The sequence below is a fragment of the Acinetobacter sp. BWR-L5 genome (assembly GCF_039655985.1).
GTDB classification, from domain to species: Bacteria; Pseudomonadota; Gammaproteobacteria; order Pseudomonadales; family Moraxellaceae; genus Acinetobacter; species Acinetobacter johnsonii.
Map to the genome: position 1 here is coordinate 214,761 of NZ_JAGFEV010000002.1, position 21,399 is coordinate 236,159.

The window sequence follows — 21,399 nt, forward strand, 5'->3', positions numbered from 1 at the left end:
CTCAATTATTAGCCATAAAATTTGATTTAAGATAGCTCATCTAACAAATTGCGACTGCGCAAATTATAAAAGGTGAGATTATGAAAATGCTTCGTAAGACTTTATGTGCAATGACAGTAGGTGTAGTAACACTTGGCCCTGTTATGAGCAGTACAGTATTTGCAGCTCCGGTTGCAGCATCGGAGCAACAAGCGACGACGAGTTTAGTGAAACAGTTGAGTGGTATTCAAAGTATCAGTTCTAACTTTGAGCAAACCACCAAAGTCACAAATTCATCTAAAGCACCGAAGAAACAAGGTTTATCTGCCCAGCACATGAATCAGACCTTTAAAGGGGTGATGAAAGTTGAGCGTCCAGGGAAATTCTATTGGGAAACTACAAGCCCTGCAAAACAAACCATTGTGACTTCGGGCAAAACGGTTTGGATTTATGATCCAGACTTACAGCAAGCAGTTCGTCAGACTTTAGATGAACAGGTGGCGAATACCCCTGCACTATTATTGTCAGGGAATACGGAACAGATTCGTAAGTCATACCGTATTACGCAACCAAATCAGAGCAAAACTTACTATACCCTGTACCCAAAAAGCGATGATGGTGCGTTTCAAAGTTTAACGATCAGTTTTGGTGCGAAAAATGCGCCGACGCTAATGATCTTAGAAGATTCTTTAGGACAAACAACCTATGTGCGTTTTAATAACACCAAGGTAAATACCAATATCCCAGCTTCAACCTTTAATTTTACTCCGCCTAAAGGCACAGACATTATTGACCAATAAAATGAGTCTGTTGTTTAAAACCACCTTCGGGTGGTTTTTTATTGGGTCAGGTTCAGTTACATAACGTGGTGGGAAGTTATGGCTGTGCTTTGTATAGTCTGTGCTATTGAATACTTAACTGCGGGTAAATCATGATATTACTTCATAACAATAAAATTGGATCTGTCTTTGCAATGATGTTGTGTGTTGGATTGCTCAGCGCATGCCAGCCACAAAATGACAGTAATGCTGCAAAAAATGAAGAAACAGCTAAACCAGCTCAAGTCGTACAGACCTTGCCATTGATTGAGGCGAAAGTTCGACCATTACAATTGGCGCGTTCTATTGCTTGTGATGAAGAAGGGTGCACCAAATACCAGCTGTACAGCTTGGACACCAATGTTCCATGGATCAATCAATATTTTGATGAGCGGATGAAAAAAGCCAATCCTGTGGCGTTTGAAAGCTCGAAGCAGGCTAAGCCACAGATTGATGAAAACATGCTCAGTGAAACTTTGTCTGATGTCCGTTATGTGGCGCAGCGTGGCAAATATGCTGATTTTGTCTTGATGTATTATCACTACCCAGCGCGTGCCGCACATGGCATGTATCACAACGAATACATCACCTTAGATTTGGCAACGAAAAAACGTGTTGCGCTGAGTGACATTGTGGTGGACAAGACAGAGTCTCAATTATTAGATGCATTGTATAGTGCCAATAGCATGTGGCTGTCCGATCATAATATTTCACGCGAGCAATTGAAGCTGACCGATAATTATTATATGAGTGCCAAAGGTGTGGTGTTCGTCTATCCATTATATGAATTAGCGTCTTATGCAGAAGGAATGTCTGAATTGGTTTTACCGTATCAACAAGCCAGCGGCTTAATTAAGGCGGAATATTTGCCGAGTTTTGTCGATTATGCAGCTGAACGAGAAAAATCGAGCAAAGAAAAGCCATGAAAATTGCTGTAATAAGCCACAGCTAGTGATCGCGTGACTGTATTTTTCGGCCTGAAGCGCTTACACTATAGCCAGTTTTTTTCTTTGCAAAAGATTGGCTATGATCGACCCGAAATTACTCAGAAATAATATTGAGGCTGTAAATTTAGCCTTAGCAAAACGTGGTGTACAACTGAATGTTGAAGAATGGGCATCACTAGAAGCTCGCCGTAAAGAGATTCAATCCAAAACTGAATCTCTTCAGGCTGAACGTAATTCGGGTGCAAAACAAGTTGGCCAAATTAAAAAAGCTGGTGGTGATGCATCTGAAATTATGGCGCGCATGTCAGCGATTGGTGATGAAATCAAAGCCGCAGAAGTCGCTTTGTCTGAATTACAAGCTGAACTTGAAGCAAAATCACTCAGCATTCCAAACTTGCCAGATGAGTCTGTTCCTGAAGGAAAAGACGAAAGCGATAACGTGGAAATCCTCACATGGGGTACGCCGCGTACGTTTGACTTCGAAATTAGAGACCACACTGACCTTGGTGAGTGGATGGGCGGTCTTGAGTTTGAAACAGCGACCAAATTGACAGGTTCTCGTTTCAGTGTGCTCAAAGGACCACTTGCTCGTCTACAACGTGCGATTACACAGTTCATGTTGAATACGCATACTTTGGAAAATGGTTATACCGAAGCTTATGTGCCGTATTTAGTCAATGCTGACTCACTCCGTGGTACAGGCCAATTGCCTAAATTTGAAGAAGATTTATTCAAATTACAAGGTGAAAAAGAGTATTACCTCATTCCAACTGCGGAAGTGCCTGTAACCAACTTCGTGCGTGATGAAATCATTGATGCAGACCGTTTACCACTAAAATATGCAGCGCATACGCCATGTTTCCGTAGTGAAGCAGGTTCATATGGTCGTGATACGCGTGGCTTGATTCGTCAACACCAATTCGACAAAGTTGAAATGGTGCAAATTGTTAAACCAGAAGACTCAATGCAAGCGCTTGAAGAGCTTACAGGTCATGCTGAAGGGATCTTGAAAGCACTTGGTTTACCGTACCGTAAGATCATTCTTTGTGGTGGTGATATGGGCTTCGGTGCAACTAAAACTTACGATCTTGAAGTCTGGGTACCAAGTCAAAATACGTACCGCGAAATTTCTTCATGTTCAAACATGGGGGATTTCCAAGCACGTCGTATGAAAGCACGTTACCGTGCAGACCAAAAGAAAACTGAATTTGTGCATACGCTGAATGGTTCAGGTTTGGCTGTGGGCCGTACTTTACTTGCGGTCATGGAAAACTACCAACGTGCTGATGGTTCGATTGAAATCCCAACCGTGCTTCGTCCATATATGGGCGGCGTTGAGTACATTGACTAATAAAGTCGATGTACTGCACAGTTTTGTGCACAATAATTGCTTTAAGACAGTCAGATAAAACTCATTGAGGTCGTGTGTGGATATTTTTCCAATCTCTTTAAAGTTGCAACAGCAACCTTGTCTGATTGTTGGTGGTGGGCATATTGCTTACCGTAAGGCAGTGTTGTTACATAAAGCAGGAGCGGTGATTCATATCATTGCTCCTGATATTGATGCAAATTTATTGCAACTGGTTGACGAAAGCCAAGGGCAATATATCCAAGCGCTATATCCTGCGCAGATTCAACTTAATGACTATCGTTTAGTGATTGCTGCAACAGATGATTATGCGGTGAATACTCAAGTCTTTGAGGATTGTGAAGCGCTGAAAATACTGGTCAATAGTGTTGATGATCCACCGCATTGCCGTTTTATGGTTCCTGCTATTGTCGATCGTTCACCTTTGGTGATTTCAGTGGCCAGCAATGGCACATCCCCCGTTTTATCTCGCCAAATTCGTACCCAGCTTGAAACCAGCATTCCACATGGCATGGGCAAGTTGGCTGAGTTTTCAGGAAAATGGCGTGCAGCGGTGAAAGCGAAGATTTCCAATCCTGACGAGCGCCGTGTTTTTTGGGAAGACTTATATGCAAGTCCCCTGAAAGAACAGGTTTTTCATGACAATTTTACAGAAGCGGATCGTTTAATCGAACAAGCACTGTTGGAGTGGAAAACCCCGAAAGGTGAGGTGTATTTGGTTGGTGCAGGTCCGGGTGATCCTGAGTTGCTGACCCTTAAAGCATTACGTTTGATGCAACAAGCCGATGTGGTGATTTATGATCGTTTGGTTTCCCCTGCGATTATGGAGCTCTGTCGCCGAGATGCAACAAAAATTTATGTAGGTAAAGCCCGTTCTAACCATGCTGTTCCGCAAGAAGGCATCAACGCTTTGTTGGTAGAATTTGCCTCAAAAGGTCAACGTGTTTGCCGTTTAAAAGGTGGCGATCCTTTCATCTTTGGTCGTGGTGGTGAAGAAATTCAAGAACTTTTTGCCGCTGGCGTGCCATTTCAAGTGGTGCCGGGGATTACTGCGGCTTCGGGTTGTTCGGCTTATGCAGGCATTCCGCTGACACATCGCGATTATGCGCAAAGCGTGCGTTTCCTTACGGGACATTTAAAAGAAGGTTCGCCTGAGTTACCTTGGGATGAGTTGGTCTATCAGAATCAAACGCTTGTGCTGTACATGGGCTTGGTTGGTTTAGAAAAAATTTGTGAAAAGTTAATTGAGCATGGGCAGCGCCCAGACATGCCCGTTGCTTTGATCTCGAAAGGTACCACGCCAGAACAAAAAGTGGTGGTCGGGACCTTAGCGGATATCGCATCAAAAGTTGAAGAAAATCATATTCAAGCGCCTACATTGACCATCATTGGTGATGTAGTAAGCTTGCGTGAACAATTACAGTGGCAAGATTAATTATTGCCATATTGAAAGAGTAGAGAAAAGCTGTGATCCATGTTGTTTTATACGAGCCCGAAATTCCTGCAAACACAGGCAATATCATTCGTTTATGTGCTAATACTGGAGCGCAGCTGCATTTGGTTAAGCCTCTCGGCTTTGAGCTGGATGATAAAAAACTCAAACGCGCAGGTTTGGACTACCATGAGTGGGCGCGCATGCAAATTTGGGAAACATTCGATGAGTGTTTAGCGGATTTAGCTGAAAAAGGGGTTGATCTAAATGCGATTTATCCTCTAACCACCAAAGGAAAGGAAACCCCGCATACTTCGGATTTGAATCGCCCCGTGGCTTTACTCATGGGACCTGAGACACGTGGTCTGCCTGAGCAGGTTCGTATGTTGTTTCCAAAAGAGCATTGGATTCGTTTGCCCATGGCTGAAAACTCGCGCAGTTTGAACTTATCCAATGCGACCGCTGTGATTGTGTATGAAGCATGGCGTCAGCAGGGTTTTAAGCCTTTAGTCTAATCAAATTGCTGTAACAGAGCCCGCTTAAGCGGGCTCTGTTTTTTCTAGCTTTTGATCGAATCCAGCTCTGGATTTTAAAACTTTAAGCATATTGGCTTCGACCCAATCTTTCATTTGATAGGCATTTTGAGCAAAGTCTTTGCCAATCTCGGTTAACGCATATTCCACTCGAATCACGTTATCTTCATGAATGGTTCGCGTCAAAAAACCATCGCGCTCTAAGATCTTTAATTTTTGTGACAGTACTTTAGGTGAAATACCTAAAACATTTTTCTTGAGCTCATTAAAGTGCTGTGACTCCTGATCCAGTGTATACACAATCAATAAAATCCACTTGTCTGCAAATTTTTCAAAAAAAAGACGAGCAGGACAATCTGGATGAAAAATATTAAATTTCATTGGTTTATTCATTTCTAACCATGCTCCTTTTACGTTCTATCTTCATTTGAAACAATCAATCAGACCAGTTACCAAGTGGTAACTAATTGATACTAGGTTTCATAAGTGTATCATGAATACAGACTTAATGCAGCGCTGTCATCAGACTACGCTTTCGCAAGATACTGGCAATTGGATGGATCACATGATGAAAGTTTCAGAGGCTGTTGTTTTTATTACGGGTGGGAATCGTGGCTTAGGACTTGCCATCGCTCGGGAGGCACGTCGTCAGGGCGCTAAAAAGATCTATGTGGGTATGCGCCAGATTGGGAGCTTTCAGGAAGAAGGGCTTACCCCGATTCAACTGGATGTAAATGACGAAGCATCTATTCAGCAGGCAGCAGAACAATGCGCAGATACCACGATTCTTGTGAATAATGCGGGCATTGCACTTTTGAATGAGCATCCTGTCGATGCCAATATCATTACGGCTACGCAAAAGATTTTGGAAACCAATTTGTTGGGCTTGATGCGAGTGACGCAAATTTTTGCTCCGATCTTGAAAAAGAACCAACAGACTTATGTGGTCAATATTCTCTCGGATGTGTCATGGGAGCCAAGCACTGTTTTGACCAGTTATGCCATTTCTAAAGCGGCAGCATGGTCCTATACCAACTCAAGTCGTCAGTGGTTGTCTCAATTTAATATTCAGGTCATGGGGGTGCATGTGGGTTTTATTGACACCGATCTGACACGTTCATTACCCATTCCGAAGATTGCGCCAGAAACAGTAGCTCAAAAAATCTTTCAAGGCATCGAGCAAAATGCGTATGAAGTTTTGGTCGGTGAAAAGACCCAGCAGTTGAAGCAGGGCCTAAGCGCTGAAGTTGCAAGTTATGTGAAGCTCAAGCCCGATCAGGCCAGTATTTAAGATATTTCATTCTATTTATTTTTAATGGTTTACGCAGCGTCATGCTTGACGCAGCAATGCCAATCAAGTGATTCAAAAGAGGAAACTAAAATGTCGAATATTTCAGTGGTTTTTTATTCAGGCTATGGACATACCAAAGTGATTGCACAAACTTTTGCGCAAGAAATTGGTGCAAATTTGGTGGAGATTGACCCAAATGGAGACATTCCAGAGCAAGATTGGCTGACACTGGATCAATCTGATGCAATTGTATTTGGTGCACCAACTTATATGGGCACTGCGCCGTGGCAATTTAAAAAATTTGCAGATGCATCTTCAAAAAAATGGTTTACCCGTGCATGGCAAGATAAAATTTTCGGTGGCTTTACCAATAGTGCAAGCTTAAATGGTGATAAGCAAGTGACATTAATTCAACTACAAACACTTGCATCACAGCATGGTGGTATTTGGGTAAGCTTGGGCTTATTGCCAGCCAACAGTAAAGCGGCAACCCGTCAAGATGTAAATAATTTGGGTGGTTCTGTAGGCTTGTTGGTGCAATCACCATCGGATGCAAGTACGGATGAAATCCCAACTGGGGATCTCGAAACCACAAAAGCCTATGCACAACGTATTGCTAAATTAACTAAACAATTTAAGGGCTAGTTTTTTAGCTCTAGTTTAGAAAAGAAAAAGACGCACTTGGCGTCTTTTTCTTTTGAATGAAAGATTAGAGCGGATCGTCAAATTCATTATGTTGTGGTGCAGGTTGCTTAAAGCCTTTGGTTTTATAACCTAAGTATAAAATACCAAACATTGCCCACCATAAACCGAATTTCAACGCGGTTTCTTCAATCTCTAGCCACATGGCAAAAATACTGAGGAATCCACACATTGGAATTATCACAAAGCTCAAGATATCTTTAATATTCTTTGTGCGGCCATCACGTAGTGCATATCGTGAAATCACTGATAAGTTTACAAAGGTAAATGCAGTTAACGCACCGAAGCTGATCATCGAAATAACGATGTCTAAGTCCATGAAGCCAGCGGTTAATGCTACAGCACCTACAATTAGAATGTTATAAGACGGTGTAAAGCTTTTCGGACTAATGTGACCAAAAATCTTCTTGTTAATCACGCCATCGCGGCCCATTACATACATTAAGCGTGAAACGCCTGCATGTGCCGAAATACCCGATGCCATAACAGTTACAATTGCGAAGTACAACACCACCGTTTTAAACGCAACGCCACCGACGGCTTGTAAAATGTCGGGCTGTGTTGCAGCAACATCTTCAAAGTAAGTCTTTGGATCGTTCGGGAAGTAAATCTGCATGAAGTAGGTGCTGATAATAAAAATCACACCAGCCAAGAGTGCCGTTAAGAAAATCGCTTTAGGTAGAGTTTTCTCGGTATCTTTTGTTTCTTCTGCCAGCGAGCTGAGCGAGTCAAAACCTGTGAATGAGAAGCACAGCAAAGTCGCACCTGTAATCAGGGCACCCAGTGAAGTAAGCTCATTCCAGAATGGCTCTAAACTCCATAACTGATATTTTGCATTGACCAAAGTACCATCTGCGTTGACGCCACCAGCAAGTAAGCTGTAAACCATCCACGTGAAGTAAGCAATCACACCTAACTGTACAAAAACGATCAAACCATTAAAGTTTGCAACGAAGCGTGCACCACGTAAGTTGACCGCGGTCATAAATGCAGTTAAACCTACCACCCAGACCCAATGGTTTACATCAGGGAATAAGGCTTCAAGGTAAATCACGGCAAGAATGATGTTGACCATTGGAGACAATAAATAGTCTAACCATGATGACCAACCGACCATAAATCCGACATTCGGATGGATGGATTTTTGTGCATAGGTATAGGCTGAACCCGAGGAAGGGTAGCGACGAATCATGTGACCATAACTGATCGACGTGAATAAAATTGCAATTAAAGCAATGATATATGACGTTGGCACATGATAATGACTTTCTTCTGATACTAAACCGAAAGTATCAAATAATGTCATTGGTTGAATATAAGCTAAACCAATAATAATGATGTGCCAGAGACCTAGCGTTTTTTGCAGTTTAGCTGCCGATTGAGTCCCAGAAATATTAGTCAACGGCGTTATCCTCTTAATCGTTGATCAAGGATCAGTCATGTTTAATAAGGATCGTTTGAGACGAACGATCCCCCCTGTGTTTAATTTCAAAAGTGCGCCAATCTACATTAATTTGGCCGCTTTTGTCAGTAACTTTTTCAGATTTTTTAGCAGTTTTTATGCCAATAGTTATAAGGAAAGCATTATTCCTTATGGCAAATAAAAGCCCGATGTTTAAAAAAGCATCAGGCTAAGATTGTCGCTATATTGGCTGATTTTTTATGAATTACCAAGCTTTTTCTAAAATTGCTTTTAAATCTTTTAAGCTGGCTTCTTTCGGGTTGTAAATGATTGAACCATCATTGAGGGCCTTTTCTGCCACCTCATCGAGTTGTTCTAAGGTCACTTTTCCTGTTTCACTCAAGGTACGGGGTAACTTGGTTAGGGTAAATAAGCGATCACGCATGGTGAGTAATGTGCTGATGGTTTTGTCTGCACGTAAGTGGGCAGGAGTCTGCGCATAAATGTCTGGCCCTGCAAGCGGTAACAGGAGCTCTGCAATTTTGTCACCATTCACTTCCTTGTTAAATTCAAGGACATAAGGGAGGAACAGGTTCATGCATAGTCCATGCGGCAAGTGTGCCACTGCACCTAAGGCATGTCCAAGTGAGTGTACAAGGCCCACCATCGAGTTTGAAAATGCAATTCCAGCCATGGTCGAGGCTTGAGCCAATTCTAAGCGGCCGTTGGCATCGTTTGGATTATCCAGCACATTAAACAAGTGGTTGCTGACTTTCTTAATTGCAGCCGTAGCATAGGCATCTGAAATCGGATTGTGTGCCATGCATGTATAGGCTTCGACGGCATGGGTCATGGCATCCATTGCGGTCATCGCGGTCAAGTGTGGTGGCAGGGTTTGGGTCATACGTGGATCGAGAATCGCAGCATGCGGCATTAAATAGTACGATGCGAATGGCAGTTTGACATTTTTCTCTGGATCAGACACCACCGCAACCATAGTAACTTCAGAACCTGTACCTGACGTGGTTGGAATCACAAAAAAGGGTTTGAGTGGTTTAGGTAGGTTGTGTGCCCCAGAGTATTTGAGTAAGTCATCACCACCTTCAGACACCAAAATATTAGTGGCTTTCGAGGTATCAATCACCGATCCGCCACCGACAGCAATAATCGCATCGCACTGGTGTTCACGATACAAATTGGCTGCTTTACGTACCGTCTCTAAGCTTGAATCGGGTGGAACATCATCAAAAATTGCACCAATCACTGCATCGGTAGACTCAAAAGCTGCTTCAATAGGTGCTAGTAAGTTATTGGCACGTACACCCTTGTCGGTAATGATTAAAGGTCGGGTTGCGCCTAATGTTGCCAGTTCAAACGGAATGTGTTCTAAAGCAGCATGACCAGCGATCACTTTTACAGGACAGAAAAATTCGTAATAAGGCTTCGCCATGTTATGCACTCCGTTTTAAATATGATTGGGCTACTTTGAGATAAATATTTGCAGCGCCTGTGAGTTTTTCTTTTAAGCCCAATTCAGTTGGGTATTCTTTGACGGCAAGTTCCGCGATCATTTTCGGTAAAATCAAGGATTCCATTTTATTCAGACAGCGGACGAGGCGAATTGCATAGGAGATATCGCCATCTGCAATCATGCGGTCGTGTGCAAAAGCTTGTGCTGTACTTTCTTGAAATGAAAACACCAAAAAGGCGTGGCTTAGATGTTTAAAAGTGATGGTTAAATCTGCCTTTAAACTTCCCGGAGTAAGTAATTCGAGTTGATGGTTTTCGGTCACTTTGGCTAAAAAAGCCGGGCCGTTTGGAAAGACATTCATCGATAAGGTGAAATTGGCTGGAAATTTGGCAACTTCTTGTTGAATTTCACTATCGACTTGGCTGGCCATGACCAATCCTCGGCCAATCACATCCATCATAAGTTTGACATAGGTCAATTGCAGAGCGGGTTTCACTGAATTTACGTTAATCACTCGCTGTTGTCCTTTCTAAAAATAATTATTAGTTTAGAGTAAATACTCTAATTTATTTTTCCATGAAAAGCAAAGCCTTTATATATGCTGTACTTGAACTTCTTTAAAGTAACCGCTGTGCTGTAAAGTTTCAATAATGTCGGCACATAAGTTTTCAAAGCGCGGATAGTCTGATTTGAGGTCTGAGATACGCACCATTTCTAAGCCTGCATAGCCGCATGGATTAATGGTGTGAAACCCAAATAAGTCACAGTCAATATTTAAGGATAAACCATGATAACTGCGCCCTTTACGAATTTTAAAACCCAGTGAGCCAATCTTGCGTCCATCGACATACACGCCGGGTGCATCAGGTTTGGCATAGGCTTCAATCTCATATTTCTTGAGTAACTCAATCATTAGGTTTTCAGCATAAGACACCAAGGTACGGACGTTCCAACCAAGTCGGTTGAGGTCAAACATAAAATAGGCCACCAACTGACCAGGACCATGCCAAGTGACTTGCCCTCCGCGATCCGTTTGTACCACAGGAATGTTACTGCTCATGAGGATGTGTTCAGGTTTTCCAGCTTGGCCTTGGGTGAGCACGTCATGATGTTGCAAAATCCAAAGTTCATCTGGTGTGTCTGCATCCCGTTGTTCAGTCAGTACTTTCATTTCTACAAAGCGGTCAGCATATGAAGTTAAATTATCAAACTGGCGAATAATGAGTTGTGGTTTGAGAACGGCATCTGACACGGCACTTGCGTCCTTATAAAACAAAAAGTATGTCTGAAATTATAAAGAAAAGATCAAGAGCGTAGGGGGATTTCTTCAGTGAATAAGCTGAATTCAGTAGATCAAAAATTTAGGCACAAAAAAACACGCTCGTAAGCGTGTCTCATTGATACATCATTTGAATTACAGCGCCGTTTTAATTAACGGACAAGCTGCAAGGTCTGCATACAGTTGATGAACTTGTTCTAATTCTTCAAAACGCAATTGGGCAGTTAAAGAATGGTATTTACCTGTGCGTGATGGTTGGACTTGGATCGATTCACCATCAAAATCAGGGAAATGTTTGACTAAAATTTCAACCACTGCAACATGTAACTCAGTGCTGGCAAAGCCTATGAGTTTGATTGGGTAGTCCATAGGGAATACCCAAAGATGTTCTTGTAATTCACGTGATGGTGTACGGTCTAACATAGTCATGAGCGTCAGTCCCCCTTATTTCAAACGCCTGCGAAACTGCAGGCGTTAGGTGTTGCTCTTAAATACATAATGGAGACTCGTGATTAAATTTCAAGTCTCCAATGTATCGGTATGAATTAGTCGTTTTCTAGGAATGAACGTAAATGTTCAGAACGAGAAGGGTGACGTAATTTACGTAGTGCTTTCGCTTCAATCTGACGAATACGTTCACGTGTCACGTCAAACTGTTTACCCACTTCTTCCAAAGTATGGTCCGTTGGCATATCGATACCAAAACGCATTTTCAAAACTTTCGCTTCACGTTCAGTCAAGTTTTCAAGCACTTCACGCGTTGCTTCTTTTAAGCCTTCAGACGTTGCAGCATCGACAGGTGAAGTGATGTTGCTGTCTTCAATGAAGTCACCCAAGTGCGAATCTTCATCATCGCCAATCGGTGTTTCCATCGAAATTGGTTCTTTAGCGATTTTCAGCACTTTACGCACTTTAACTTCGTCCATTTCCAGACGTTCACCGAGTTCTTCAGGTGTTGGTTCACGGCCCATTTCTTGCAGAAGTTGGCGTGATACACGGTTGATCTTATTAATGGTTTCGATCATGTGTACTGGGATACGAATGGTACGCGCTTGGTCGGCAATCGAACGAGTAATGGCCTGACGAATCCACCATGTTGCATAAGTCGAGAACTTATAACCACGACGGTATTCAAACTTGTCTACGGCTTTCATCAAACCAATGTTACCTTCTTGGATCAAGTCCAAGAATTGTAAACCACGGTTGGTGTATTTTTTCGCAATCGAAATAACCAAACGTAAGTTGGCTTCAACCATTTCTTTTTTCGCGCGGCGTGCTTTCGCTTCACCAACAGCCATACGTTTTGAAATGTCTTTGATGCCTTTAACATCAAGGCCCAAATCTTTTTCGATATCTGCAATTTTTTGTTGGAACGCTAAAACGTCAGGACGTACTTTTTCAAGATAGCCTTTTTGGTCTGGCGAAGCTTTCGCAATTTGTTCATCTAACCAAGCAAAGTTTGATTCTTGACCAGGGAACGAAGTACGGAATTGAGTACGATCCATACGACCACGACGTACTGCATAGCGCATTACTTCACGTTCAGAGGTACGGATTTGTTCATGTGTACCACGAATCATTTCCGAAATGATGTCAAATAAACGTGGTGTAAATTTGAACATCATAAACACAGTTGCAAGTGACTCTAAAGCGTCTTCTGCTTCTTTGCTTGAACGACCATGTTTTTCGATGATGGTTCGGGTGTTTTTCCAAGCCGCAGTCAGTTCGTCAAAACGCGCTTTGGCAATTTCAGGATCTGGGCCAGATTCACCTTCAGAATCATCATCACTTTCAGACTCTTCTTCTTCCTCGTCGTCATCCAATTTCACATCTTTGGTAGACTTGGTTGAAGAATCATCTTCTTCATCAATTTCAGACTCTTCTTCAAGAACTTCTGGAATCGCTTCATCAGTTTCAGGGTCTAAATAACCTGAAAGGATGTCTGCAAGACGACGTTCGCCCGCTTCATAATCTTTGTATTCTTGTAATACCACTTCAACCGCATTTGGCCAGTAAGCAATCGAGTGAAGAACGTCACGAATCCCTTCTTCAATACGTTTTGCAATACTGATTTCGCCTTCGCGCGTCAACAGTTCAACAGTACCCATTTCACGCATATACATGCGGACAGGGTCAGTGGTACGACCAGGCTCATTTTCTACAGAGGCAAGAACAGCAGCGGCTTCTTCTTCAGCAACTTCATCGGCAGCTTCATTACCACCTTCAAACATTGCATCATCAGATTCAGGCGCACGTTCGTGCACAGGAATACCAACGTCTTGAAGCATTTGAATAATGTCTTCAATCTGTTCGCTTTCAGTGATCGAGTCTGGGAGATGATCGTTAACCTCAGCGTAAGTTAGGTAACCTTGCTCTTTGCCTCGGCTAATCAGAGCCGCTACTTGTGAAGTAGGGGAAGTCATATCGCTCATCTTTGCTTACTCTTCGTTGAATCTGTGGCAGTGGAAAACTGTGCATCTGGGCACAATTCGCTTCATAAACTTATTTGTAAATAACTGCGTATTCCATCAGGGATAGTCAGCCAAAAGCTGCCTGATAAAATATTAAAAATATAAATTCAGTGATTTAGATGGGGGTGAATTTGTTGTTTTCAAGTTCATCCCTAGCGTACTCAAGTTCAAAACCCAAATTTGAAATCTGAAAGATTTGGATTTTATGTGACCATTTAAAGTCATAAACTATAAAGACGCAGGGTGGATTATATCATGCCATAAAAATTGGTTAGAAATAAAGACTAAAAATCAAATTAATTGCTCTAAATGCAAATAAAACTTGACAAGGTTCTGGAACCCATATAAATAGCGGCTAAGACCCTTCACATTTTTTCACTATGAGGTAGTTTTAGTGTCTTCTACAGATTTTGAACTAGATGATAACTACGCTGATGATGATGTTAATTTTGATGAGTCATCAAGTAAAATTAGTGCGAAAGAATCATTAGAAAAACGTCGCCTGATTGATGACCTTCTTGCACAGCGCCGTTTGGAACGTGAGCTTAAAGATTTTGATTACGACATCGACGATGACGACGATTTTGACGACGAAGAAGACTAAAATCAGATGTAGCATCGTGTCTGAAAATGCTATGCTAATGCCCTAATCAGTTTCTGAATTTGGATTTGAAATGAGTGCTTTAGATTTAGACTTATTGAGTGAATATCTAGATGGTGACCAAAATGAGTATGGTCTAGATTTTGCAGCGACTCATGGTTTTTTGTGTGCAATTGCAGTTGGTCCTACTTTTGCAAAATGGTTGGATGAACTTTTTGATAATAATCAAAAGAAAGTACCTGCCGAGATCATCGTGCAAGTGAAAGCTTGGCTTGAGTCTATTCGTCAAAACCTTGCCAATGAAGAAGGGATTGAATTTCCTTTTGAAATTGAAGAGGCCGATGTTGAGTCAAGTCTAGGGGATTGGAGCGTTGGTTTTGTCGATGCAATGTTCCTCAATGAAGATGCATGGTTCACGCCTGAGTTTGAAGAGCAACTGGTCGATCTTACTTTACCAATTATGGTATTTAGTGGGATTGATGAAGAAGATCCGCAAATGGAAACTTTCCGTCGTAACGGTCAGTTAATGGATGAGCTTGCAGAAGAAATTCCAGAGAACTTAAACGAACTTTATCTCATGTATCATACGCCAGCATAATTGTTCTTGCGTTGTGACATCAGCGACGCAGGCATTAGCAAGCAAATAAAAAAACGTCCCTAGAGGACGTTTTTTTATGCCCAAATTTTAGTGTTTAAACGCAGGTACCACTCATGCTTAATTTGTGAGAAATAAGCAAAGTCCTAAAGTTGCGAGTACGGTACCGATGACACGGTTAATACTCACTTGTTTGCGTAAAATTTTATTTCGGATCACTGGGGTAGAGCAGAATAGTGAAATGAGCAAGAACCACAGTAGATGACTGACCGAGATAAACATGCCATAACCGATTAAATGTGTTAGACCATGATTGCCTCGCAGTAACTGTGCAAAGATGCTCATCACAAATAGCGTAGTTTTGGGATTTAAGCTGTTGCCAAGAAAACCTTGTATAAATGCTTGCCGTGGATGCAGTAAAGCGTGGGTGACATGGTCACTAATTTGCTGTTGGGTAAATGTTTTGTACCCGATATACATCAGGTACAGCGCGCCAATATATTGAATGATATGCAATAGGTTTGGAATGTAGTGCTTTAAGAAGCTGAGTCCCAGTACGCTATAGCAAATGTGTACCCATACAGCACAAGCAATACCATATGCGGTATAGATTCCTTGTTTACGCCCATATAGATAACTATTTCGGCTGACCAAAGAGAAGTCAGCACCGGGACTGATGACTGCAAGTAGGGTGATGATTGCAATCGCTATAATTTCATTCACTCATTGATCCTTGTTCAGGTTGAATTAAAAGGATTTATATATTTTTCATATATTTGCTATAGTGAAAATCGATTTTAATTATTACTTATCGATGAGTTTTTGGAATGATTGAGCGCGTGTCACTGAATTCTCTTAAGTTTTTTTATTATGTCGCCCGCTATGACAGTGTCACCATCGCTGCTGAAAAACTTTTTGTGACTCAAGGGGCGGTCAGTAAGCAGTTAAAAAATTTGGAAGAGGCACTGGGGCGTCGTTTATTTATTCGTGACGGCAAAAAGTTACAGCTGACGGGATATGGTCTAACACTGTTTGATTGTTGTGAGCAGGTCTTTCCTCAGATTGACCAGTGCCTCGTTCAGATGACAAGAAAAAAGAAGAATGAGAAGAAGACCTTAATCTTATCCTGTGAACCGACTATCGCCATGAAATGGCTGATTCCGCGCTTGGTTCAATTTAAGCTACGTTATCCTGAGATTGATATCAGTTTGTTAACAGGTGGTGGAGAAGCGGATTTTAAAGCGCAAAACATCGACTTGGCCTTAAGGCGTAATGATTTTGAGTGGGGCAAGGCCATTTATAGCGAAAAAATGGCGGATGAGCATATGGTTTGTGTATCGCGTCACAAGCATTTAGCCCCGATGTCACAGCTGTTTATTTCCAGTTCGCGACCTAAACTTTGGACACAATTTAAGGATGCGTATAAAGCGCAGTTTAAGCACTTTCAAAAAGTAGCGTTGGAACATTTCTATTTGTGTATAGAGGCCTCTTTAGCAGGGTTAGGGGCAACAGTGGCTTCAGCTTATATGGTTGAAAAAGAGCTCGATTTTCAAATGTTAGATATGCTTAGCCCGATTGTGCAAGATGGCTCCGCTTATTATTTACTTTCGGCATCTCCTTTTGAGGATGATCCAAATAAAGTCATTTTTAAGGATTGGTTGATTGAAGAAATGAGAGCCAGCCAAACAAAGTTAATGGCTCTTTCCACTCAAAAGTACTAATCACGTGCAGCATTTGATTACTATCTTTATAAGTATAAAAAAACACCTCAAATGAGGTGCTTTTTTATGGTAACTTTTTAAAACAATAGTCTGCGTACCAACCATAGGCAATATGAAAAATAGCGCCATGAATCGCGACCATACACAGCATAACGACAGCGGTGAGTCCAATACCAGCATTATCGACTGATTTCATAATCGCTTCAGCATTGGGGTTCATTAGCACTAAAAATAGTACAAAGAAACTACCAATGATAATTGCGACAGCACTTGAACCCCAAACCAGTTGAATTTTTTCATGATTGTTTGGAACACGGTGTTCTTTTTTTACGAAGTGTCCGACACTAATTAGTGCACAAGCCACTAAGGTCGGAATTAAGGTTAAACCGCCAAGGTTTAGACCAAAGACCAGTACGGTGATTAACAGCACCAAAGCAATGCTATATACCGCCGCAAAATGCAGTAAATAGTGTTTCATGTATTTCCCCAAAATGAATAAATTAGATGCGCGTTTTACCTAGATGCCTGCGATATAAAATCCAAAGGATAATCACAGCGACAATGGCAATAATGACATAACCGACTTTGCTAAAAATTTGATGCATCAGTGCTTGGTTTTCACCAAAGTAATAACCGACTGTTGCTAAAAATGTCGTCCAGATAATCGTACCGAGTCCACTATAAAACATGAACTTCCAAAAGGGCATACGGCTCATTCCCGCAGGGATGCTAATTAGTGAACGTACCGCAGGAATCATGCGACCAAAAAATACAATACGGTGACCATACTGCTCAAACCAATCTAAGGATTTTTTCACATCGGTGGATTTGATAAATAGATATTTACCATAGCGGTCAACCCATCTGAAAATGTGCTCTTGTTTAAATTGATAACCGATCCAATAGAGCACTGCTGCGGCAAAGAGTGAACCAATACATCCTGCAATAATGACCCCAACTAAAACCAACTCGCCTTGTGAGGCGGCATAACCTGCAGAAGGCATGATAATTTCAGAAGGAATAGGCGGAAAAACATTATCAAGAAACATCAGTAAGGCTATTCCCCAATAACCCAGTTGTTCCATGACAGAGATGATCCATGCAGTGAGATTCATATAGACCATAAAAATAAATGCGATAAGTTATCTTAAGGACTTATCGCATGTGGGTAAAGAATTGAAATGTATTGTTTTCTATTCATCGAAACGGGTATGGGTCAGGGTGTGAATATAGACTTTACGTAAGCTATAGGCCAACGCAATCGGGATTAAACTAAGCAACGTATAATTTAAGAGATTTGAACTTAAATGGTAACCAATGCCAAGGGCAATACTTGAACCAATCAACATGCCCAAAACCACGATAAATAAATGCGTGCGTTGTTCAAGCTTGGCTTTGATTTGGTTGAAGCTGGTATTCTGATATTGCTCGATACGGCTTGCTGCGGCATTGCGAATCAGTGTGCGATGGCGTGGCATGATTATTTTATGCATGGCAATCATCCTATTTTCGTCGTTTAGGCATGTCATTTTTATTGTTATGTGGAGACCTTCAGGGCACCACTTTAGCTTATTATTTATACAGTATGACTCGGATTGAGTTAAATATTGTGACAAAATTGTTAAATATTTTTAAAAAACGCGAACTGGATAAAAGAATAAGCCCTCAAATGAGGGCTTATTCTTGACTTAAATCATCTGAATGATTTTAAAGGCGTTTACGTTTAGCCGCAGCAATCTGCGACTGGCGCATACGGAAGCCTTCTTTTTGTTTTTCTGTGGTTTTGTCGATACAGTATTTGCATGACACACCATGTTCATAGCTAGGTTCTTCTGCTTCAGCAGGAAGAAGTGGCCAACCACAAGCATGACACTTAATGTTAAGGCCTTCTTCAACACCATGAGTGACGGCAGTACGGCCATCAAAAACGAAACATTCGCCTTCCCACATGCTTTGTTCAGCAGGAGTTTCTTCTAAGTATTTTAAGATGCCGCCTTTTAAGTGATAAACCTCGTTGAAACCTTCTTGAAGAAGAAGGGAGGTCGATTTTTCACAGCGGATACCACCTGTACAGAACATCGCAATTTTTTTATCTTTGTGCTGTTCAAGGTTTTGTTTAACGTATTCTGGAAATTCGCGGAAGCTTTCTGTTTTCGGGTCAATAGCACCCTTAAATGTTCCGGCTTTGTATTCATAGTCATTACGTGTATCAATCAAAATGACGTCATCACGAGCAATCAGGTCATTCCATTCTTTCGGGTCAAGATAGTGACCGACTAAATCACGTGGCTTTACTTCAACGCCTAAAGTCACGATCTCTTTTTTAAGTTTGATCTTCATTTTACGAAATGGTTTGTCTGCACTGTCAGACTCTTTGTATTCCATTTCGTTAAAACCTTCATTCAGAAGGAATTGATGAATCATATCGATCGCGGCACGGTCGCCTGCAACCGTACCATTAATGCCTTCGCCCGCTACAATCAGAGTACCACATAGGTTGATGGTTTTTACCAAGTCTAAAAGACGTTGTTGCAGATCAGCAGGATCTTGAACTTCTTTGAATTGATAAAGTGCGGCAACAACCCAACCAGTCGTCGCTTGCTGTTCTACAGGTGCAAGCTGTTCTACAGTAGCGTTCATGGAGTACTCCAATGTATTTTGATAGATAATTTTAAGGCGCATATTTTACATGGAATTGAATCAAGATGCGAGATAAGTAAACATTTTAAATGGCTTCTCAAGTGGTAGGGGAGCGTGTATATTCAGTTGCCAAAGACAAAATCCGTTTTGTTTTGGTGCGTTTATTAACAGGAGTATGTTTTGAGTACAGATCGTCGAATTGCCTCTTTGACCCCATGTGCAGGGCGTTGTTCAACGGTATTTGGTGATTCTGTGTGTCGTGGTTGTCGTCGTTTTAATCATGAAGTGATTCAGTGGAATACCTACACTTCGGAGCAGCATCGTTCAGTTTGGCAACGCTTAGATGCACAACTAGATCAAATTTTAGTGCCAATGTTGCCTTTTGCTGATGTGCAGCAGGTCGAAGCTTTTGTTTTATCTAAACGCGTTCGTTTGCGTCCCGATGCATCAAAAGGGCGGAAGCTTTATCATGCGTTAAAAGTATGTGAAAAAAATAAGAACTTTACCGAAGAAAGTGGTTTAGGCATTCAAGCGCAGCAAGTGAAATCGATTTGGCAAGAGTTTGAGCGCCGTGTTCTTGCACTTGCTACAGCCAGTTATGATTTGGCTTTTTTGCGTGCTGACGCAATTCGGCAACATCTCATCCATATGGAAGAGGACGAATAAGTCCTCTTGGTTTGATATAGAAAAAGAATACTCCGCATACCTAAGCTATTTGCGAGAGTGACTGGGGAAAAGGGTTTTTTCGATGGTGAATGTATTTGAGCTGGTGTTGTACTGTATGGCTGTAGTGGTCATGATCGCAACACCTGGGCCAGTGATGTTGTTGGTTGCCAGTGCAGGTCTAAAAGGTGGATATAAACAAGCCTTAAAAACCATTTTTGGGACGAATTTAGCTTCTTTGGTTCTCATTGTACTATCTGTGCTCATCTTAAAAGGCTTTTTAAACATTGCAGAGCATTGGCTAAATGCGATTAAAATTTTAGGCTGCGTATATATTGCCTATCTCGGTTTTCAAATTTTAAAAGAAGCCATTGCACAAGAAACAGAAACATCACCTGTGCAACTAAAGGCGGTGCAGGGGGGCTTTAAGCAAGGTTTCTTGGTGGGGATTTCAAATCCGAAGGATATTATTTTCTTTGCCTCATTTTTCCCACAGTTCATTGGGGTCACCAGTGATGTCGATATCAGCCTTGTACTGTTGACCATTCTCTGGATTATTCTAGACTTTAGCACATTGTCTTTGGTTTATTTGGGTTTTAATAAATTATCGCAGTCCGCTTTGTACAATAAGTTGTTAGGCGTTTGTGGTGCGATATTGGTCAGTATTGCGCTCTATGGTATTTATACTGTCTTTGCTTGATGCTGATGGTGCTGCATCAAAAAGCCTCCATGTTGGAGGCTTTTTGATCGGGAGCGTAAAAATTAAACTCCGTGTTTAATGCGATATTGCACCAATTCTTCAATGGTGATCACAGTCAACTGATGCGTTTGCGCATATGCCAACACTTGAATGCCAGAGGCCATAGTTCCATCGGCATTGGTCAGTTCACACAATACACCTGCTGGTTTTAAGCCTGCTAAACGTGCTAAATCAATGGTACCTTCGGTATGACCACGACGGGTGAGCACACCGCCTTGGCGTGCACGAAGCGGGAATACATGACCAGGGCGATTTAAGTCGCTGGCAACAGCCCCATCTTTAATTGCTGCTTTGACTGTGGTGGTACGATCTTGTGCAGACACACCAGTGGTCACGCCAGTTGCAGCTTCAATGGTCACAGTGAATGCTGTTTTAAACTGACTTGAGTTATCTGACACCATAGGCACCAGCTCTAAGTGATCGGCCAGTTCATCGGTCAGACATAAACAGACAATGCCAGAACCATCACGAATCATGCGTGCCATCGTTTCGACAGTGAGAGTTTCGGCAGCCACAATGAGGTCGGCTTCGTTTTCACGGTCAAAGTCATCCATCACCAAAACAGGTTTGCCTTGGCGGATATCTTCTAAAGCTTGTTGGATACGTTGTTCAGCTGGAGAAAGGGCTGAAAAGAAAATTTCGGGTTGAATCAAACTAGACATTGAAACGCTCGCGTAAAATTGAAGTACGGTTGAACATTTCAGGACTTTGAAAAATTGGCGTAG

The 21,399-nt window shown here is 41.8% G+C and carries 25 protein-coding genes; 12 read left to right on the forward strand and 13 right to left on the reverse strand.

Annotation, left to right across the window (positions count from 1 at the left end; translation table 11 throughout):
* Positions 1 to 80: 80 nt before the first annotated feature.
* The 5 genes from lolA to JZ787_RS04500 all read left to right on the forward strand — a co-directional run bounded on the left by lolA (position 81) and on the right by JZ787_RS04500 (position 5,060).
* On the forward strand, positions 81 to 779 hold the full coding sequence (lolA, locus tag JZ787_RS04480) for an outer membrane lipoprotein chaperone LolA (protein WP_010327331.1): 699 nt from the start codon (positions 81 to 83) through the stop codon (positions 777 to 779).
* Between the two features lie 131 nt (positions 780 to 910).
* Positions 911 to 1,723, forward strand: a complete 813-nt coding sequence (locus JZ787_RS04485) for an RsiV family protein (RefSeq protein ID WP_216076690.1) — start codon at positions 911 to 913, stop codon at positions 1,721 to 1,723.
* Between the two features lie 100 nt (positions 1,724 to 1,823).
* Complete coding sequence (serS, locus tag JZ787_RS04490) at positions 1,824 to 3,095, forward strand: serine--tRNA ligase (RefSeq protein WP_346311777.1); 1,272 nt, start codon at positions 1,824 to 1,826, stop codon at positions 3,093 to 3,095.
* A 76-nt stretch (positions 3,096 to 3,171) separates the two neighbouring features.
* A complete protein-coding gene (gene cysG, locus JZ787_RS04495) occupies positions 3,172 to 4,548 on the forward strand; it encodes a siroheme synthase CysG (RefSeq protein WP_346311778.1) in 1,377 nt (458 codons plus the stop codon).
* A 32-nt stretch (positions 4,549 to 4,580) separates the two neighbouring features.
* Positions 4,581 to 5,060 (forward strand): tRNA (cytidine(34)-2'-O)-methyltransferase, encoded by a 480-nt coding sequence (locus JZ787_RS04500; RefSeq protein ID WP_346311779.1) that lies wholly within the window; start codon positions 4,581 to 4,583, stop codon positions 5,058 to 5,060.
* A 24-nt stretch (positions 5,061 to 5,084) separates the two neighbouring features.
* Here JZ787_RS04500 and JZ787_RS04505 read toward each other — a convergent pair whose 3' ends face one another.
* Positions 5,085 to 5,471 (reverse strand): helix-turn-helix domain-containing protein, encoded by a 387-nt coding sequence (locus tag JZ787_RS04505; RefSeq protein ID WP_004695464.1) that lies wholly within the window; start codon positions 5,469 to 5,471, stop codon positions 5,085 to 5,087.
* 115 nt (positions 5,472 to 5,586) lie between these two features.
* Between JZ787_RS04505 and JZ787_RS04510 the strand changes: the two genes are divergently transcribed.
* The gene (locus JZ787_RS04510; protein ID WP_346311909.1) at positions 5,587 to 6,369 is read left to right on the forward strand and encodes an SDR family oxidoreductase; all 783 of its coding nucleotides are present in this window, start codon (positions 5,587 to 5,589) and stop codon (positions 6,367 to 6,369) included.
* Positions 6,370 to 6,459: 90 nt separating this feature from the next.
* The gene (locus JZ787_RS04515) at positions 6,460 to 7,014 is read left to right on the forward strand and encodes a flavodoxin family protein (RefSeq protein WP_346311780.1); all 555 of its coding nucleotides are present in this window, start codon (positions 6,460 to 6,462) and stop codon (positions 7,012 to 7,014) included.
* 64 nt (positions 7,015 to 7,078) lie between these two features.
* Here the strand turns inward: JZ787_RS04515 and JZ787_RS04520 are convergent, their stop codons facing one another.
* The 6 genes from JZ787_RS04520 to rpoD form a co-directional block, all read right to left on the reverse strand.
* Entirely contained in the window at positions 7,079 to 8,473 is a 1,395-nt protein-coding gene (locus tag JZ787_RS04520) for an APC family permease (RefSeq protein WP_010327325.1), read from the reverse strand.
* A gap of 265 nt (positions 8,474 to 8,738) precedes the next feature.
* The gene (locus JZ787_RS04525) at positions 8,739 to 9,923 is read right to left on the reverse strand and encodes an iron-containing alcohol dehydrogenase (RefSeq protein ID WP_346311781.1); all 1,185 of its coding nucleotides are present in this window, start codon (positions 9,921 to 9,923) and stop codon (positions 8,739 to 8,741) included.
* A 1-nt stretch (position 9,924) separates the two neighbouring features.
* Entirely contained in the window at positions 9,925 to 10,458 is a 534-nt protein-coding gene (locus JZ787_RS04530) for a hypothetical protein (RefSeq protein WP_010327323.1), read from the reverse strand.
* 78 nt (positions 10,459 to 10,536) lie between these two features.
* Positions 10,537 to 11,196: a lipoyl(octanoyl) transferase LipB gene (lipB, locus tag JZ787_RS04535; protein WP_346311782.1), complete on the reverse strand. Its 660-nt coding sequence runs from the start codon at positions 11,194 to 11,196 to the stop codon at positions 10,537 to 10,539.
* Positions 11,197 to 11,358: 162 nt separating this feature from the next.
* Positions 11,359 to 11,646, reverse strand: a complete 288-nt coding sequence (locus JZ787_RS04540) for a DUF493 domain-containing protein (RefSeq protein ID WP_039890011.1) — start codon at positions 11,644 to 11,646, stop codon at positions 11,359 to 11,361.
* 122 nt (positions 11,647 to 11,768) lie between these two features.
* On the reverse strand, positions 11,769 to 13,655 hold the full coding sequence (gene rpoD, locus JZ787_RS04545) for an RNA polymerase sigma factor RpoD (RefSeq protein ID WP_346311783.1): 1,887 nt from the start codon (positions 13,653 to 13,655) through the stop codon (positions 11,769 to 11,771).
* Positions 13,656 to 14,088: 433 nt separating this feature from the next.
* Here rpoD and JZ787_RS04550 point away from each other — a divergent pair, with 433 nt between their 5' ends.
* Positions 14,089 to 14,298 carry a hypothetical protein gene (locus JZ787_RS04550; RefSeq protein WP_004982817.1) on the forward strand — a complete coding sequence of 70 codons (210 nt, stop codon included), beginning with the start codon at positions 14,089 to 14,091 and terminating at the stop codon, positions 14,296 to 14,298.
* A 70-nt stretch (positions 14,299 to 14,368) separates the two neighbouring features.
* On the forward strand, positions 14,369 to 14,893 hold the full coding sequence (locus JZ787_RS04555) for a YecA family protein (RefSeq protein WP_087526358.1): 525 nt from the start codon (positions 14,369 to 14,371) through the stop codon (positions 14,891 to 14,893).
* Positions 14,894 to 15,010: 117 nt separating this feature from the next.
* Here JZ787_RS04555 and JZ787_RS04560 read toward each other — a convergent pair whose 3' ends face one another.
* Positions 15,011 to 15,613 (reverse strand): LysE family translocator, encoded by a 603-nt coding sequence (locus JZ787_RS04560; protein WP_346311784.1) that lies wholly within the window; start codon positions 15,611 to 15,613, stop codon positions 15,011 to 15,013.
* A gap of 104 nt (positions 15,614 to 15,717) precedes the next feature.
* Here JZ787_RS04560 and JZ787_RS04565 point away from each other — a divergent pair, with 104 nt between their 5' ends.
* Positions 15,718 to 16,611, forward strand: coding sequence for a LysR family transcriptional regulator (locus tag JZ787_RS04565; protein ID WP_346311785.1), 894 nt, complete (start codon positions 15,718 to 15,720; stop codon positions 16,609 to 16,611).
* 64 nt (positions 16,612 to 16,675) lie between these two features.
* On the opposite strand, the gene JZ787_RS04570 is transcribed toward JZ787_RS04565, so the two are convergent.
* From JZ787_RS04570 to JZ787_RS04585, 4 genes are all read right to left on the reverse strand, one after another.
* A complete protein-coding gene (locus tag JZ787_RS04570; RefSeq protein WP_004695488.1) occupies positions 16,676 to 17,089 on the reverse strand; it encodes an ABZJ_00895 family protein in 414 nt (137 codons plus the stop codon).
* A 22-nt stretch (positions 17,090 to 17,111) separates the two neighbouring features.
* Entirely contained in the window at positions 17,112 to 17,726 is a 615-nt protein-coding gene (locus JZ787_RS04575; RefSeq protein WP_346311786.1) for a DedA family protein, read from the reverse strand.
* A gap of 78 nt (positions 17,727 to 17,804) precedes the next feature.
* Entirely contained in the window at positions 17,805 to 18,104 is a 300-nt protein-coding gene (locus tag JZ787_RS04580; protein WP_183174773.1) for a hypothetical protein, read from the reverse strand.
* A 214-nt stretch (positions 18,105 to 18,318) separates the two neighbouring features.
* Positions 18,319 to 19,251 (reverse strand): rhodanese-related sulfurtransferase, encoded by a 933-nt coding sequence (locus tag JZ787_RS04585; protein ID WP_078425297.1) that lies wholly within the window; start codon positions 19,249 to 19,251, stop codon positions 18,319 to 18,321.
* 180 nt (positions 19,252 to 19,431) lie between these two features.
* On the opposite strand from JZ787_RS04585, the gene JZ787_RS04590 reads away from it, so the two are divergent.
* The gene (locus JZ787_RS04590) at positions 19,432 to 19,917 is read left to right on the forward strand and encodes a DUF1289 domain-containing protein (RefSeq protein WP_005400387.1); all 486 of its coding nucleotides are present in this window, start codon (positions 19,432 to 19,434) and stop codon (positions 19,915 to 19,917) included.
* A gap of 85 nt (positions 19,918 to 20,002) precedes the next feature.
* A complete protein-coding gene (locus tag JZ787_RS04595) occupies positions 20,003 to 20,614 on the forward strand; it encodes a LysE family translocator (RefSeq protein ID WP_346311910.1) in 612 nt (203 codons plus the stop codon).
* 62 nt (positions 20,615 to 20,676) lie between these two features.
* On the opposite strand, the gene ribB is transcribed toward JZ787_RS04595, so the two are convergent.
* Positions 20,677 to 21,336: a 3,4-dihydroxy-2-butanone-4-phosphate synthase gene (ribB, locus tag JZ787_RS04600; protein WP_339399548.1), complete on the reverse strand. Its 660-nt coding sequence runs from the start codon at positions 21,334 to 21,336 to the stop codon at positions 20,677 to 20,679.
* Positions 21,337 to 21,399 lie beyond the last annotated feature (63 nt).

Excerpts from the sequence above, each read along its gene's own strand:
- JZ787_RS04570 (WP_004695488.1), bottom strand. The coding sequence starts at position 17,089 with ATGAAACACTATTTACTGCATTTTGCGGCGGTATATAGCATTGCTTTG.
- JZ787_RS04510 (WP_346311909.1), top strand. The coding sequence starts at position 5,587 with ATGCAGCGCTGTCATCAGACTACGCTTTCGCAAGATACTGGCAATTGG.
- rpoD (WP_346311783.1), bottom strand. The coding sequence starts at position 13,655 with ATGAGCGATATGACTTCCCCTACTTCACAAGTAGCGGCTCTGATTAGC.
- JZ787_RS04505 (WP_004695464.1), bottom strand. The coding sequence starts at position 5,471 with ATGAATAAACCAATGAAATTTAATATTTTTCATCCAGATTGTCCTGCT.
- JZ787_RS04485 (WP_216076690.1), top strand. The coding sequence starts at position 911 with ATGATATTACTTCATAACAATAAAATTGGATCTGTCTTTGCAATGATG.
- JZ787_RS04515 (WP_346311780.1), top strand. The coding sequence starts at position 6,460 with ATGTCGAATATTTCAGTGGTTTTTTATTCAGGCTATGGACATACCAAA.
- JZ787_RS04525 (WP_346311781.1), bottom strand. The coding sequence starts at position 9,923 with ATGGCGAAGCCTTATTACGAATTTTTCTGTCCTGTAAAAGTGATCGCT.
- lolA (WP_010327331.1), top strand. The coding sequence starts at position 81 with ATGAAAATGCTTCGTAAGACTTTATGTGCAATGACAGTAGGTGTAGTA.
- JZ787_RS04575 (WP_346311786.1), bottom strand. The coding sequence starts at position 17,726 with ATGAATCTCACTGCATGGATCATCTCTGTCATGGAACAACTGGGTTAT.
- serS (WP_346311777.1), top strand. The coding sequence starts at position 1,824 with ATGATCGACCCGAAATTACTCAGAAATAATATTGAGGCTGTAAATTTA.
- JZ787_RS04555 (WP_087526358.1), top strand. The coding sequence starts at position 14,369 with ATGAGTGCTTTAGATTTAGACTTATTGAGTGAATATCTAGATGGTGAC.
- ribB (WP_339399548.1), bottom strand. The coding sequence starts at position 21,336 with ATGTCTAGTTTGATTCAACCCGAAATTTTCTTTTCAGCCCTTTCTCCA.
- JZ787_RS04540 (WP_039890011.1), bottom strand. The coding sequence starts at position 11,646 with ATGTTAGACCGTACACCATCACGTGAATTACAAGAACATCTTTGGGTA.
- JZ787_RS04580 (WP_183174773.1), bottom strand. The coding sequence starts at position 18,104 with ATGCATAAAATAATCATGCCACGCCATCGCACACTGATTCGCAATGCC.
- JZ787_RS04585 (WP_078425297.1), bottom strand. The coding sequence starts at position 19,251 with ATGAACGCTACTGTAGAACAGCTTGCACCTGTAGAACAGCAAGCGACG.
- JZ787_RS04565 (WP_346311785.1), top strand. The coding sequence starts at position 15,718 with ATGATTGAGCGCGTGTCACTGAATTCTCTTAAGTTTTTTTATTATGTC.